The organism is Mesorhizobium sp. B2-4-3 (genome assembly GCF_006442815.1).
Classification (GTDB): Bacteria; Pseudomonadota; Alphaproteobacteria; order Rhizobiales; family Rhizobiaceae; genus Mesorhizobium.
Genome location: NZ_VFVL01000006.1, coordinates 147085 through 160822 on the forward strand (window position 1 = coordinate 147085; position 13738 = coordinate 160822).

The following is a 13738-nucleotide window of genomic DNA, read 5'->3' on the forward strand; positions in this document are numbered from 1 at the left end:
CCTGTTCGGTCATGTTCGCTTCGCTCATCGGCCCCTGCCCGTCACTCTGCAGCCATGCGGCCGCTGCTCGCGGACAGCACCGCTTCGATGGCGTCGCGGATCGTGCGCAATCCGAGGTCGAGTTCTTCCTGCGAAATCGTCAGCGGCGGGGCAATGCGGAACACGCCGCCCATGCCGGGGAGCTTGACGATGTTCATGCTCAGTCCGCGCTTGAATGCCTCCGCGGCAATTTTCGCGCCGAGCTCGTGATCGGGCTCGCGGCTCTCTCCGTTCTTGACGATCTCGACGCCGAGCATCAGGCCGCGGCCGCGCACGTCGCCGACGCATTCGTAGCGTTGCTTCAGCTCGGACAGTCCGTCGAAAAGCCTTCTTCCGAGATGGCGCGCGCGCTCGACAAGGCGCTCCTCTTCCACGACATCGAGCACGGTCACGCCAACGGCGGCCGGCAGCGGATCGGACACATGGGTGGTGTAGAACAGGAAGCCCCGCTCATGCGCAGTTTCCTCGATCTCGGCGCTCGTCATGACCGCCGCCAGCGGAAGGCCGGCGCCGATGGTCTTCGACAGAGTGAGGATGTCCGGGGTGACGCCGTCGCGCTGGAAGGCGAACATGTCGCCGGTGCGGCCGACGCCGGTCTGCGCCTCGTCGAGGATGAGCAGCATGCCGCGTTCGCGGCATTTCTGCTTCAGCGCCGCGAGATAGCCCTGCGGCAGCTCCAGCATGCCGCCGCTGGACAGGATCGGCTCGGCGATGAAGGCCGCGAGGCCGCCGGTCGACTGGCTGTCGACAAGGGCGAAGGCATCGTCGAGCTCGGCCGCCCAGTCGAGCGAGCCGTCGGCCTTCTTGAAGCGCGGGCGAAAGCTGTTCGGCGCGGGAATCGCGATCGAGCCGACCGCCGCGGGCCCGTAGCCCTTGCGCCCGGCGCTATAGGTAGCGGAAGCCGCAACGCCGGTCATGCCGTGCCAGCTTTTGGAGAACGCGACGATCTCGTGCTTGCCGGTCACCAGCTTCGCCATGCGGATGGCCGCCTCGTTCGACTCCGCGCCCGTCGAAAGCAGGAGCGCCCTGTCGAGGCCGGGCGCCAGCGCGGCGAGGCGCTCGGCAAGCTCGACAACCGGGCGGGACAGCATGCCGCTGAAGAGATGCGCGACCGTTTCGACCTGGCGGCGCACCGTCGCGACGATCCTCGGATGCGCATGCCCAAGCAGCGCGCTCATCTGGCCGGAGGTGAAGTCGAGTATGGGCCGGGCATCGGCGTCGTAGACGAACGAGCCTTCGGCCCGCTCGATGATGGCGGGCTCGAAAGCGCCGCCATATCGGATGAGGTGCTTTCGCGCCGCCGACCAGAAGGCATTGTCCAGATTTCTCGACATCTCGCAGCCTCGCCAAAACGCAAGCCCGAAGATTAGCGTCTGGCGCTACAGCAGTAAAATTGATAGATATGTGACTCCGATATCAATGGAATTGATATGCCCGCGCCCCTCGATCTCAGATTGCTGTCGACCTTCGTCCGCGCGGCGCATTCGGGAACGCTCAGCGCCACCGCCGTGCAGGTCGGGCGCACGCAATCGGCGGTGACGATGCAGATACAGCGGCTCGAAGACGCTCTCGGCGGCCAGAACCTGTTCCATCGAAGCGGCAGCGGCGTCCGCCTTACCGGCAGCGGCGAGCGCTTCCTTGCCTATGCCGAGCGCATCCTCAAAATCCACGATGAGGCGATTTCGGCCTTCTCCGGCAAGGGCCTGCAGGGATCGATCATCTTCGGCAGCCCGGAAGACTATTTGAGCGCCTTCTTCCCCACGCTCTTGAGAAGCTTCGGGAGCCTTTATCCGGACATCGAGATCAAGGTCGTGTCGGCGCCGACTGTCGAACTGCACAATCTGCTGCATGCGCGCCAGGTCGATCTGGCGCTCGTCTCCATTCCGGACGCGAGCGCCTCTAGAGAAGTCGTGCGCACGGAAGCGATGGTCTGGGTCGGCAGCAAGCCGACATTGGAGCTGCACGAGTTCGGCGAGACCGTGCCGCTGGCGCTGCCGGCATCGAACGCCATGGACCACAAGGCGGCCTGCGATGCCATGGCTCGCGCCGGGCTGCGCTACAAGATATCCTATGCCAGCAACAGCCTCACCGGCCTGATAGCGGTGGCGCGCTCCGGCCTCGCGATAAGCGTGATGACGCAGAGGGCCGTCCCGTCGGATCTCTTCATCCTCAACGCGCCGCTTCCGAGATTATCCCGGCTCGGCGTTCTGGTCGCCTTCGCCGAGACCACGAGATCGCCGGCCGTCGAGGCGTTTGCCAGTCACATCCGAGGTATCCTGCCGTCGCTGTAGTCGACTTGCCCCCGTCAAAAATGGGGCGAGCAATGCTCCGAACATCGATTGGCTCTCCCAGAGATAACCAATTCCCGCTAGTGCGTTTCACCGTTTCACGGAAACGGCGAAACACCCTATCTCTTTGTTTTTACGCAATTCCGGAACGGAAAACCGCTCACACTTTTCCGGGAATTGCTCTAGATAGCAGTCGCATCGGACGAGTTATCAGGAGCAAAAATGATCTTACTGACGAGAGCTGTGGTTCAGCCCTGGAATTGCGACATGATGGGCCACATGACGACGCGGTTCTACGTCGCCTTTTTCGACGACGCCATCAACATCCTGCTCGGACAGGCGACCGGCTGGGCGCCGACGACGCCAGAGTGGGCCGACAGGGGGTGGGCGGACGTCCGGCATGAGATCGACTTCGTCGGCGAGGTGCCATCGGGGGTCATAGTGGAAATCTTCGGCACGGTCCGCACCGTCGGCCGCACCTCCATCCAGACGGACTACGAGATGCGCAGGCTGCATGGCGACGAACTCGCGGCCAAGCTGGCCGCCAAGACGGTCTTCTTCAACCTTGCGGAGCGGAAATCCACCCCGCTGACGGAGCCTATGCTCGAGCGCCTGAAATCCTGGATGGCTTGAGCGCGGCAAATCCTCGCCGTACCAGGTGCTGCCCGCAGCGTTCACACGAACATCGGCGGGGTTATGCAGCTCCAGCGGCGGCCGCCGCCGAAAGCGCCAGGCCTGCTCCCGCTATACTCCTCGGGGATCAGCGTCGCGAGGTAGCCGACCCCGGTCAGCGCGTCGACGAAATCCAGGGGGTAGGCGCGATCGGCATCGAGCTTGCGCCAATATTCCCCCGGGAACCGCTCGCAGAGCCGACGCAACGCACCGCGGATCTCCTCGTTATCGACATCCTTGAACATCAGGCACTCCGCGCGGCACGCGCCCGGGATGCGCGTCCGCAGCGATTTCAAACAAACCCAGCGAGCGCACCGGACGGTTGTCAGGAAGTGCAAGGATGGCGCCAATCAGTTCGTCGGTGCGGGTTTGCGAACTGCCGCCAGCGATGAGCTGCGCGCGCGCTTTCTCGGAAAGCTCGGCCGCCGTCACCGGATTGCCGGGATCTCCCTTGGCGTCGTGTCGCACGGCGGAAAGACGCCGGCCGGAAGCCGTCTCCACCACGATTTCGGCGCCCCACGATTCGGGGTACGCAGCCTCGATCTTCGGCGCCAGCTCGACGTCGACTTTCTTGCGTTCGCCGGCCATCCGCTGCCGGGCATCGGCATCGAAACTTGCCTGGTCGACACGACCGTCCGCCAGGGCGATCACCACCGTGTGCTGCAGGGAGAATTTGGCGCTGTAGGGATCCTCGGGGGAGGGCCGGTCGCACACGTCAAGCGCGGCCCGGTAGGCTCCGACCTTCACCTTGGCGATGGCTTCGCCGGCTATCTCGCCGTGCAAGGCGATGGCGCCGTCGATCGCCGGATGGGTATGGCGGCAGCAGGGCCAAGGCTTGATCGAGGTGTTGATCAGCTGCCAGGCCCGATCGGGCCTGGCCGTCACAGCCTCCGGGATCGGGTCTGGACACAGGCCCGCATAGAACCCCTTTTCGCCCTCCAGGATGTTTTCCGCGCCCGTGAACCCTTCCCTGGCCAGGAACGATGCAAGCACGCCCGACTCCGCTGCCCGGGCAGTGTGAAGATGCTTGCTCATAGCACCTTCGGCGAGGAACTCCCAAAGCCCCGACGACTGGGTTCCGGCGTTGCCGAGCGCCCAAACGGTCCTGTCGTCATCGAGACCGATTAGCTCGGCCACGGCAAAAGCCGCGCCGAACGGCCCGCAGGTCGAGGTGTTGTGCCAGACCCGGTAGTGCTTCTTGCCGACGGACATGCCGACGCGGCAACAGGCTTCGTATCCCCCCAGCACCGCGCGGAGGAACGCTTCGCCGCCAAGGTCGCGATCGTGGGCCACGGCCCAGGCCGCGGGAATGACGACGCTTCCCGGATGGGTCACCGAATCCCGATGCAGGTCGTCCATCTCCAGAATGTGGGACAAACCGCCGAGATAGAACGCCTTGCGAGCCGTATCCGCCTGCGCCGGCGGCGCCACCGCCTTGAGCATGCGGGCAGGTTCGGTCGGCAACGCGCCAAGCGCGCAGCCGAGCGTATCCAGGACGAACAGCGATGCCCATTGCAGATCGCGTTCGCTCACCGGCTTTTCGCGGATCAACCGGGTCAGGTCGCGGGTCAGGCTCATAGCGTTGCATTTCCTATCCGTTGGGATCCTGCCGTGTCCGGCGGACCGAACTCCCGCCGCAAAGCCACATCGTGCTCACCAAGCGAGGGCACCCTGCCCCAGTTCGGGGCGCTTGCCGTCGACCGTGACCGGTGGCGCAAAAAGCTCGACCGGACCAACCGCAGTCTTCAGCGAGACGACAGTTGTTCCCTCCAGCGCGCCCGGCATGGCTCGCTCCTTATCCCGCTTTTCCGATATCGTCTGCATGATCGGAGGCTGGAGGGGGCTGGCGCGGTTCCCAGACGCCCAGCTTGCGCAGGACGCGCACCTCATCGCGGATCAGGGTCGTCAGCGCGCGTATGACCGTCGTGGTCGGCCGCTGGCTGGATGTCGCCAGAAGCAGCTCCCGCTCGATCGGCGGGTTGCGAATGCGCCAGTAGTTGATCCTGCCTTCCGCGACGAGGTTGTGGCAGCTCGAATAGGACAGGATGGTGTAGCCTACCCCCGCTTCGACGAGCCGCAAGGTCGAGGGCATGGCGTCGACCTCGACTTCGATATTGGGCTCGATGCCGGCGGATCCGAGGATGTGATCCAGGACCACGCGCAGGCCATGCGGCCTTGCCGGCAGGATCATCGGCAGCCGGGACATCACGTCGGCGTCGACGGGACCTTGACCGAGATTGTGCGGGTCGTTCTTGGCGCCGAGCAGGAACAGTTCGTCGCGCAGGATGGGCTCGGCCAGAAGGTTGTTCATCCGCGGCGCATTGTACAAAACCGCGACGTCGATCTTGCCCATCACCAGCCATTCGAGCAGATGGCCGCTGAAGCCTTCGATCACCCTCAGGCTCACTTGAGGGAACTGGGCGCGGAAATTCTGCACCAGGGGCGCCGTCAGCACGACGCCGACCGACGGCGGCATTCCGAGCACGATCGTGCCGCGCGGGTTCGAGCGCAGCGCCGCCAGTTCCGTCTCGGCGCGCGCGGCCTGCTCGAGCAGGGCCACGGCGTAGCTTTGGAGGATCTTTCCGGCTTCCGTCAGGACGATGCCGCGGCCGTTGCGGTAGAGCAGCGCGACGCCGACCTTGTCCTCGAGCGACTTGATCTGGCGGCTGAGCACCGGCTGGCTGATGGAGAGCGCCACCGCCGCGCGCGAGAAACTGCCGAACTCGGCCACCGCGGTGAACAGCTGCAGTTGCTTCAGATCGAACATGTAAGTGCGGCCTTTGGCTCGAATGCGAGAACCGCATTGTCGAAGCACGCGGCAAACACCGGAGTTTGGGGCACAAGGCGATGGTTGACAAGTGAGGCCCAACCGGCGCTCTGCAAAGCTGTTATGCGGCGAGCGAAGCTTATGCTGCGCTCCGGAATTGGCTTATTTGCTAGCCCATGGCCGTCTGAACGAGCATGGCCTTCCCGGAGTAAGAACTTTGCAGACTCGAACGCTTGGGTTCGTTGGGCTCGGCCGCATGGGCGCGCCCATGGTAAGACGGCTTGCGGAAGCGGGCCACCATGTCATCGTCCATGATCGCAGGCCGGATGCCGCCGCCGACCTGCCGGGCAACTCCATAAGCGTGGCCGCCACGGCCGCCGCAGTCGCGGACGAGGCTGAGGTGGTGTTCTGCAGCCTGCCGACGCCGCCTATCGTCAAGGAGGTCGTTCTCGGCGCCGACGGCCTGGCGTCCGGCGCGAAAGCCAAGGTCGTGATCGACCTGTCGACGACCGGTCCCAGCATGGCCAAGGCCATCGCGGCGGAGTTGGCCGGCCGCGGCATCGCCTGGGTCGATGCACCAGTTTCGGGCGGCATCGCCGGAGCCAGCAACGGCTCGCTCGCGGTGATGGTCTCGTGCAAGAAATCGGTATTCGACGAGATCGAGCCGGTGCTGGCCAATTTCGGCAAGCGGTTCTACTGTGGCGAAAACGCCGGCACCGCCCAGGTCGCCAAGCTTGGCAACAACATGATCGCGGCGGCCGTCATCCTGCTCTCCGCCGAAGCGCTGGCGATGGGTGTGAAGTCCGGACTTGACCCACGCATCATGTGCGACATCATCAATGCATCGAGCGGCCGCAACAGCGCCACCCAGGACAAGTTCCCCCGTGCCGTGCTGCCGGGAACGTTCGATTTCGGCTTCGCCACCGCCCTTTCCTATAAGGACGTTCGCATGTGCGTCGACGAGGCGGAAAATCTGGGCGTGCCGATGGTCGCGGGCTCGCTGGTGAGACAGATGCTTGCCGCCACGAATGCGCGTTTCGGACCGGACTCGGACTTCACCTCGATGGTGCGTATCGTCGAAGAATGGGCGGGAATAGAAATCCGCGGCTGAGGGTAGGAACAGCGGAGAGCTCGGATGGCGACCTTCACGAAGCAATTGGCCGACACTCTGGCCGACCTGCCGTTGGAATTGTTCAGCCCTGCCGCCACCGCCAAGGCAAAGCTTTGCCTGCTCGATTTCATCGGCTGCGCCTTCGAGGCGTCCGCGCTCGATCCGAGCCGGCAGGCACTGGCGGCGGTGACGCCGGCGCGCGGCGGCCACATCATCGGCGAAACCCGGCAGGCCACGCCGGCGGACGCGGCCTTCGTCAACGCGGTCAAGGGGCACGGGCTGGTCCGCGAGGACATGCATGCCGGATCCGTATGCCATCATGGCGTCGTGGTCTGGCCGCTGCTGCTGGCGCTGGCCGAGACGAAGACGGTTTCAGGGTCGGATCTGCTGCGGGCGGCGATCGTCGCCTACGAGGTCGGCGGGCGGCTCGGCCGGATGCTGATCGACAGGGAGCTTTCGGGGCTGTTCAGGCCGACGGGGCTGGTGGCTCCCATCGGCGCGGGATGCGGCGCCGCGCGGCTCATCGGCCTCGACAAGGAACGGACCGCGGCCGCGATCGCCTTTGCCGCCAACACATCCTCAGGCCTCAACCAGTGGCCGCAGAGCGGCGGATCGGACATGTTCTTCCATCCGGGCTTCGCCGCGCGCAACGCCTGGCTGGCTGTCCAGCTTGCGGCGGCCGGCGCCTATGGAAGCCCCGACGCGCTCGAGGGAAAATCCGGCTACTTCGCGGCGTTCGCACGCCGTCCGATGCCGGGGCCTGTGCAGCTCTTCCCCGACGGCGAGGCCGATATCCTGGCCGTCTACCACAAGGCGGCACCGGCCTGCAATTTCGCCCAGACGGCCTGCCAGACCGCGCTGAAGCTCGTCGAGATGATCGGCCCCGACGCGGCGCCCGTCGAACGTATCCGTATCCGCGTCCCCGCCGCGGCGGCCGCCTATCCGGGTTGCGACAATACCGGACCCTTCGAGCGTTCGCTGCAGGCCAAGATGAGCATTCCCTATGGCGTTGCGGCGGTGTTTGCCAGCGGCCGCCTGTCGGAAGACAATTACCGGGACCTGCGGGACAAGGAGACGCTGCGGCTGATCGATGCCAGCGACCTTTCGGCGAGCGAGGAACTGACTTCGCAGTTTCCGGCGAGACAGGGCGCCAGCATCGATGTCGTGCTCGGCGACGGGCGGCAGCTGTCGATGGGCCTTCAGGACGTCATACCGGCCACCGAAGCCGAAATCCGCGAGCGCTTCCGGTCGGCTGCCGCGCCGATCGTAGGCGGCGAGGCGGCGAGGTCGATCGAGGACTTCATCGACCGGCTGGACTCCAAGAAGGATGCTGGCCGGCTGATGCCGCTCTGCGCAACGAAGGAAAAGGCCAGGCAGCGAAAAGCAGCTTGAGCGGGAAGGCCCGTGGGGAGGGGTCTGAATGACAGTTCGGCGCAAGACAGCTTTCGTGACCGGCGCGGCGAGCGGCATCGGCCGTGCCATTGCGACAAGCCTCCAGGCGGAGGGCGCCCGCATCGTGCTTGTCGACCGGCAGGCCGAGGCGCTTCAGGCGTTGGCAAGCCAGCTGGGCGGTGAGGTCTTTGCGCTCACGCTGGACATTGCCGATGCATCGGCCGTCGACGCTTGCCTGGAACAGGTGCCGGCGGAATTCCGCGACATCGACATACTGGTCAACAATGCCGGCCACGATATCGGCGGCCGCATCCGTTTCGACCAGGGATCGGCGGATGACTGGTCGGCGATCATCGAGACCAATCTGATCGGCCTGATGCGCGTGACGCGCGCGATCCTGCCAGGCATGATCGCGCGCGGCCGCGGCGACATCGTCAACATGAGCTCGATCAGCGCGCTCCGGATCGTGCCCGAGCAGGCGCCCTACTCCGCCAGCAAGGCCGGCGTGCACATGCTGAGCGACATCATCCGCGGCGAGCTCGCGGAGACCCCGCTGCGCGTCATCGAGATCATGCCCGGCCTGACGCGCACCAACATCGTCACGACCCGCCACCGCGGCGACGAGGAAGCGGCGCGTCAGTATTTCGAGCGCTTCGGCATGGCGCTCGATCCGCAGGACGTGGCGCGCTGCGTGATGTTCGCGCTGAGCCAGCCGCCGCATGTCCAGATCGCGCAGATGTTCGTGCTGCCGACGAACAGATGGTAGGTCCCGACTGACGGCTATGGCCGTCGTTTAGACCTCCATCGAACCGGCCCGTGACGCCCAGTTCAATGGACGGCGGCGTACATGATGCGGCTTTCGGTTGCCTCGGCGATGTCCATCTCTTCGACGACGCGACCCTGGCGTGCAACCAAGATACGGTCCGACAAAGCCAGGATCTCGGGCAAATAGGACGAGATCACCACCACCGCCATGCCGCTGTCGGCAAGCTCGTTGATGAAGTTGTGGATCTCGACGATGGTGCCGACATCCACGCCGCGCGTCGGCTCGTCCAGGACGACGAGTTTCGGCTTCTGGATGAGCGCCTTGGACAACACCACCTTCTGCTGGTTGCCGCCCGACAGCTCGATCACGCGCGCGTCGGCGTCGATCGCCTTGACGCCCAATCGCTTGGTCCAGGCCGTGGCCAGCTCGCGCGCCTGGCGCGGCGTGACCGCGGTCAGCGGATTAGTGCCGGTCGCCAGCGCGCCGAGCTGGACGTTGCTGGCGATGGTCATCGTCTCGAAGAAGCCTTCGATCTTGCGGTCCTCGGTGACGTAGACGATCCCGTCTCGCACCGCTGGCCGCGGCGTGCGATAGCGGACCGGCCGGTCCTCGAAGCGCACGGTGCCGCCATGGAAATAGTCCCGCTTCAAGACACCGGCGACGATCTTCATCGTCTCCGTCCGCCCTGCCCCGACCAGGCCGAACATGCCGGTGACCTGCCCTGCGAACACGGAGAACGAGGTGTTGCGGACCGTGTTGCCCATCGACAGGTTCTCGACGCTCAGGATCTTCTTGCCCATCGGCCGCGCCTTGCGCTTGTCGCCGGCGTAAAGCTCGCCGGACAAGCTTCGCCCGACCATCGCCTGCACGATGCGGTCGCGGTCGAAATTGCGCGTGTCATCGGTGACGACGACCTTGGCGTCGCGCATCACCGTGATGCGGTCCGACAGATAAAGCGCTTCCTCCAGCGCATGGCTGATGAAGATGATGGCGATCCCCTGCTCCTTCAGCCGGCGCGCCAGATTGAAGAAGTGGAACTTTTCCTCCGGCGTCAGCGTCGCGGTCGGCTCGTCGAAGATGATGAGCCGGGCATGGTGATGCACGGCACGCGCGATCTCGACCATCTGCTTCTTGCCGGCGCCCAAGGTGGAAACCTGCGACGTGGGATCGACGTAGAAATTGAGCGACAGGAGATAACGCTGCGCCTGGATATTGAGGCCGCGCAGGCGGTTGAAGAGCTTCTCGTCGCCAAGATAGATGTTCTGCGCCACCGACATGGAGGGAACCAGATTGGTCTCCTGGAAGACCATGGCGACGCCATGCGCGAGCGCGTCGGAAGGCGAGTTGAAAACCGTCGGCTTGCCGTCCAGGACCATCTCGCCCGAGGACGGCTGATAGACGCCGGCCAGCACTTTCATCAGCGTCGACTTGCCGGCGCCGTTTTCGCCGAGGATGGCATGGATCTCGCCCGGACGAACGTCGAGGTTGACGTCCGAGATCGCGAGCACGCCGCGAAAGTCCTTGGACACCCCGCGCAATTGAACCAGTGAATTCATGCCGCCGTCTCGTCGTCGATTGCCACGATCTTGCCCGAGCCCTTGGCGCCGGCGATCAACCTGCCGCCTGCCTCGCAGAGCGACGTCACGCCATGGACATCGCCGTCGGCGCGGCTCTGGTAGCTGCGCAGCATGGCCATGCGATCGTCGCATCGCACCACCAGGCCGGTCGACCATGTCGGCGACCACGGCTTGAGCATGTTGAGCTTCTTGCGGGCGCCACCCTGGATCGGTTCGAGAAAGCTCTTTCCGGTCGCCAGCGCCGGCGCGATCCAGTAGGCCGGCTCGATCGTGTCGACCATGCGGCGCCGGTATTCGTCCTCCTTGAGCACGAATTCGACCAGCGGATTGCGCGGCGCGAACATCGCCAGCCAGAAGCCGCCCGAAGCCGACGGCGTCATGCGGCCCGGATAGGCGGGCAAGGCCGAGAGCGCGATCCGGGGCTGTGAGCCGCCCGCCAGCGCAAGGACGCGATGCCGCCACGCTTCGGCGACGAAGATGTCCTTTCCCGAAAGCGCCAGCCCGGCCGCGAATTCCAGCCCGCCGAGAAGCCGTTCGGCGCGGCCGCTGCCGGTGTCGATCCGCCAGACCGAGCCGCTCGCCGACTTCGTCATCAGGTCGCGCTTCCATTCGCTCGCCGCGTGGCGATCCGATCCGACGGCAGCGAACAGTGTTGTTGGATCGGCGAAAGCCATGGCCGTCACGCAGGAAGGATTCAGACCTTCGATGGTCAACGGCCGTGAGGTGGCGCCGGGGCTTTCCAGGAGAATTCCGCGACCTTCGACCGCCATCGCCACGCTTTCGCCCACGGCGGCGATGCTGGTCACCGGCCCGTACATCGGACAACGCGCACTCAGCTCAAATTGCGAGGCATCGCCAGTGGCTGAGAGGGTCAGCAGATCGTTGCCGGAAGAGCAAAGTATCCCGCCATGCGCGGCCGTGAGGTTGTCGACGCCGTCGAGCTGCATCAACACCGGCATCGCGTCCAGCTTCGCGTTCGGGCGCAAGGGCCCATCCATCGGCGGCACGGTGCTGCCGGTGAGATCGAAGCCGCGAAAATTGGCCCAGGCTTTCCAGATGGCGGCGATCATGGGCGGGCGCCCCAATAGGCGTCCTGCGCGCACCAGTTCGGGTCGGCATCGGGCAGGCGGTAGCGCCCGATGCGATTGTTGGAGACGCCGCCGAGATAGAGCCAGCCGCGATGCTCGCGCATCGAGGTGATCATGGGATGGTTAAGGCCGCCAAGGTCCCAGAGATTGTCGAGGATCTCGCCCTTCTCGTTGAACTTCACCACGCAGCCGGTGTTGATGTTGGGATAGAGCCACTGGTCCGGCGCGACACGACGGGCCATGCGCTTGCGGAAACCGGGCATGCGCTGCGCCAGATCGAGGGCCGGTCCGCGCATGCCGAGCAGCGCCAGCCAGTAATTGCCGTCGGAAGACCGGTTGATGTTGTCCGGGTAGCCCGGAAGGTTTGAGATCACCTTCTCGACCTTGCCCTTCTTCGGGCCTTCGAAATAGTAACGGCTGATCGAGCAGGTCCAGCTCTCGGCGAACATGAAGGATTGCCCGTCGGAGCACATCGCGACGCCGTTGGCGAACACCAGTTTCGGGATTTCCGTGTGCGTCTTACCGGTGCGGGGATCGTAGCAGATGATGCGCCCGCTGGCGCGGCTCTCGAGCGCATCGGTTGCCCAGTCCTCCTGCTCGTAGCGTATGGTCGCCTCGCTGAAATAGATGCGGCCGTCCGGCGCGACATCGACGTCGTCGGCCAGGCGAAGGCGTGAATCGTCCACCACCGAGAACCAGCTGCGGTTCGTTTCGTCGGTGAGCTTGGTGACTGTCTTGTCGGGCGCCACCTGGAAAAGCCCCATGCCGCCGATGCAGACGAGCAGATTGCCGGCCTTGTCGAAGGCCATGCCGAGCGGGTGGCCGCCGATATGCGCGAACACTTCCGAGCGTTTATGATCGGAGCCGAAGAAGCGCACGATGTCGCCATGGCGCGTGCCGCAATAGAGATTGTCGTCGCGGTCGAGGATGACGTCCTCGGGCCCTTCGATCTCGCCGAGGCCGATGATCTCGACGGAGCGCAGCCGATCGTTGAGCACATAGGGCGAGCCGGGCGCATCGACTTGCGGCGACGGCGGCAGCGACAGATAGGCTGGCGAGACATAGACCTTGGCCAGGATGCGGTGGCGGTGCTTCTGCCAACGCATGTCGACGAAGACGGCGAGCAAAAGGATCGCGCCGAGGATCGTCGAGGTTATCGGACCGCTGATGCCGAGATTGATCAGGCCGTTGGTCAGCATGAGCACGAGCAGGCTGCCGATGATGGCCTTGGCGACGGAGCCGCGGCCGCCGCCGATGGCGGTGCCGCCGAGCACGGCGGCCGTCAGCGCCTGAACCTCCAGGCCGACGCCGGTGTCGGACCCCGTGCTGCCGAGGCGGGCCGCGAACAGGAAGCCGGCGAGCGCGCACATGGTGCTCGACGCGACATAGGTGAGGAACACCATGAAGCGCACGTCGATGCCGGCATTGAAGGCCGAGCGCCGCGCTCCGCCGACGGCCGTCAGCCGCCAGCCGGGCCGCATGCGCGACAGCACCAGATGCCAGGCGAGCGCGATGATCAGCGTGATCACAAGGGACACCGGAATGCCGAGGACCGTGCCTTCGCCGATGAACACCCAGAGATCCGACGTCGAGAACCCCGACATGATCGAGGTGGACATGCGCACGAAGACGATCTCGTAGAGCGAGCGGAAGATGATCAGGCTTACCAGCGTCGTCAGGAAGGCGCGCAGCCGCAGATAGCCGATCAGCACGCCGTTGATGGCGCCGCAGATCATTCCCATGCCGAGAATGCCGGCGAGCGCCGCGGGCACCGGCAACTCGTAGACATTCACGCCGATGAGCGAGAACAGGACGGCAAGGGAGAAGACCGACGCCACCGAGAGGTCGATGCCGCCCGAAATCATGACGACGGTGAGCGCCAGGACGACAAGCCCGAATTCGGCGAACTGGCGGGCCAGATCCGACAGGCTGGAGAGCGACAGGAAGTCGGGAATGATCGATCCCATGACCAGCGCCGTCAGAACCAGCGCGGTGAACGGGATGGCGTTGTCGATCCATCGCTTGGACATGATCTCCC

At 65.1% G+C, this 13738-nt stretch carries 12 protein-coding genes and 1 pseudogene; 5 read left to right on the top strand and 8 right to left on the bottom strand.

Features of this window, described 5'->3' with window-relative positions:
- Positions 1 to 41 precede the first annotated feature (41 nt).
- Complete coding sequence (locus tag FJ956_RS09035; RefSeq protein WP_140675043.1) at positions 42 to 1373, bottom strand: aspartate aminotransferase family protein; 1332 nt, start codon at positions 1371 to 1373, stop codon at positions 42 to 44.
- A gap of 96 nt (positions 1374 to 1469) precedes the next feature.
- Between FJ956_RS09035 and FJ956_RS09040 the strand changes: the two genes are divergently transcribed.
- Positions 1470 to 2330 carry a LysR family transcriptional regulator gene (locus tag FJ956_RS09040; protein ID WP_140675046.1) on the top strand — a complete coding sequence of 287 codons (861 nt, stop codon included), beginning with the start codon at positions 1470 to 1472 and terminating at the stop codon, positions 2328 to 2330.
- 219 nt (positions 2331 to 2549) lie between these two features.
- Positions 2550 to 2960 (top strand): thioesterase family protein, encoded by a 411-nt coding sequence (locus FJ956_RS09045; RefSeq protein WP_140675049.1) that lies wholly within the window; start codon positions 2550 to 2552, stop codon positions 2958 to 2960.
- Between the two features lie 76 nt (positions 2961 to 3036).
- Here the strand turns inward: FJ956_RS09045 and FJ956_RS09050 are convergent.
- From FJ956_RS09050 to FJ956_RS09060, 4 genes and pseudogenes are all read right to left on the bottom strand, one after another.
- Positions 3037 to 3244: pseudogene (locus tag FJ956_RS09050) on the bottom strand (acyl-CoA dehydrogenase family protein); the annotation flags it as partial.
- Positions 3225 to 4577 (bottom strand): MmgE/PrpD family protein, encoded by a 1353-nt coding sequence (locus FJ956_RS09055; RefSeq protein WP_140675052.1) that lies wholly within the window; start codon positions 4575 to 4577, stop codon positions 3225 to 3227. The gene FJ956_RS09055 and the pseudogene FJ956_RS09050, both read right to left, overlap by 20 nt.
- 75 nt (positions 4578 to 4652) lie before the next feature.
- Entirely contained in the window at positions 4653 to 4784 is a 132-nt protein-coding gene (locus FJ956_RS30985; RefSeq protein WP_281405614.1) for a hypothetical protein, read from the bottom strand.
- 10 nt (positions 4785 to 4794) lie between these two features.
- Positions 4795 to 5766 (bottom strand): LysR substrate-binding domain-containing protein, encoded by a 972-nt coding sequence (locus tag FJ956_RS09060; protein WP_140675055.1) that lies wholly within the window; start codon positions 5764 to 5766, stop codon positions 4795 to 4797.
- Positions 5767 to 5983: 217 nt separating this feature from the next.
- Here FJ956_RS09060 and FJ956_RS09065 point away from each other — a divergent pair, with 217 nt between their 5' ends.
- Genes FJ956_RS09065 through FJ956_RS09075 form a run of 3 tightly spaced genes read left to right on the top strand, consistent with a single transcriptional unit; the run spans position 5984 to position 9035 of the window.
- Positions 5984 to 6877 carry an NAD(P)-dependent oxidoreductase gene (locus FJ956_RS09065; protein ID WP_140675057.1) on the top strand — a complete coding sequence of 298 codons (894 nt, stop codon included), beginning with the start codon at positions 5984 to 5986 and terminating at the stop codon, positions 6875 to 6877.
- 24 nt (positions 6878 to 6901) lie between these two features.
- Positions 6902 to 8269 (top strand): MmgE/PrpD family protein, encoded by a 1368-nt coding sequence (locus FJ956_RS09070; protein ID WP_140675060.1) that lies wholly within the window; start codon positions 6902 to 6904, stop codon positions 8267 to 8269.
- Positions 8270 to 8297: 28 nt separating this feature from the next.
- Entirely contained in the window at positions 8298 to 9035 is a 738-nt protein-coding gene (locus FJ956_RS09075; RefSeq protein ID WP_140675063.1) for an SDR family oxidoreductase, read from the top strand.
- Positions 9036 to 9097: 62 nt separating this feature from the next.
- Here the strand turns inward: FJ956_RS09075 and FJ956_RS09080 are convergent, their stop codons facing one another.
- The 3 genes from FJ956_RS09080 to FJ956_RS09090 are packed head-to-tail and all read right to left on the bottom strand — an operon-like array spanning position 9098 to position 13730.
- Positions 9098 to 10591 carry a sugar ABC transporter ATP-binding protein gene (locus tag FJ956_RS09080; RefSeq protein ID WP_140675066.1) on the bottom strand — a complete coding sequence of 498 codons (1494 nt, stop codon included), beginning with the start codon at positions 10589 to 10591 and terminating at the stop codon, positions 9098 to 9100.
- Positions 10588 to 11682: a hypothetical protein gene (locus FJ956_RS09085; RefSeq protein WP_140675069.1), complete on the bottom strand. Its 1095-nt coding sequence runs from the start codon at positions 11680 to 11682 to the stop codon at positions 10588 to 10590. Before FJ956_RS09085 ends, FJ956_RS09080 begins: the two co-directional genes overlap by 4 nt.
- Positions 11679 to 13730 carry an SMP-30/gluconolactonase/LRE family protein gene (locus FJ956_RS09090; protein WP_246672022.1) on the bottom strand — a complete coding sequence of 684 codons (2052 nt, stop codon included), beginning with the start codon at positions 13728 to 13730 and terminating at the stop codon, positions 11679 to 11681. The genes FJ956_RS09085 and FJ956_RS09090 overlap by 4 nt, the downstream gene beginning before the upstream one ends.
- Positions 13731 to 13738 lie beyond the last annotated feature (8 nt).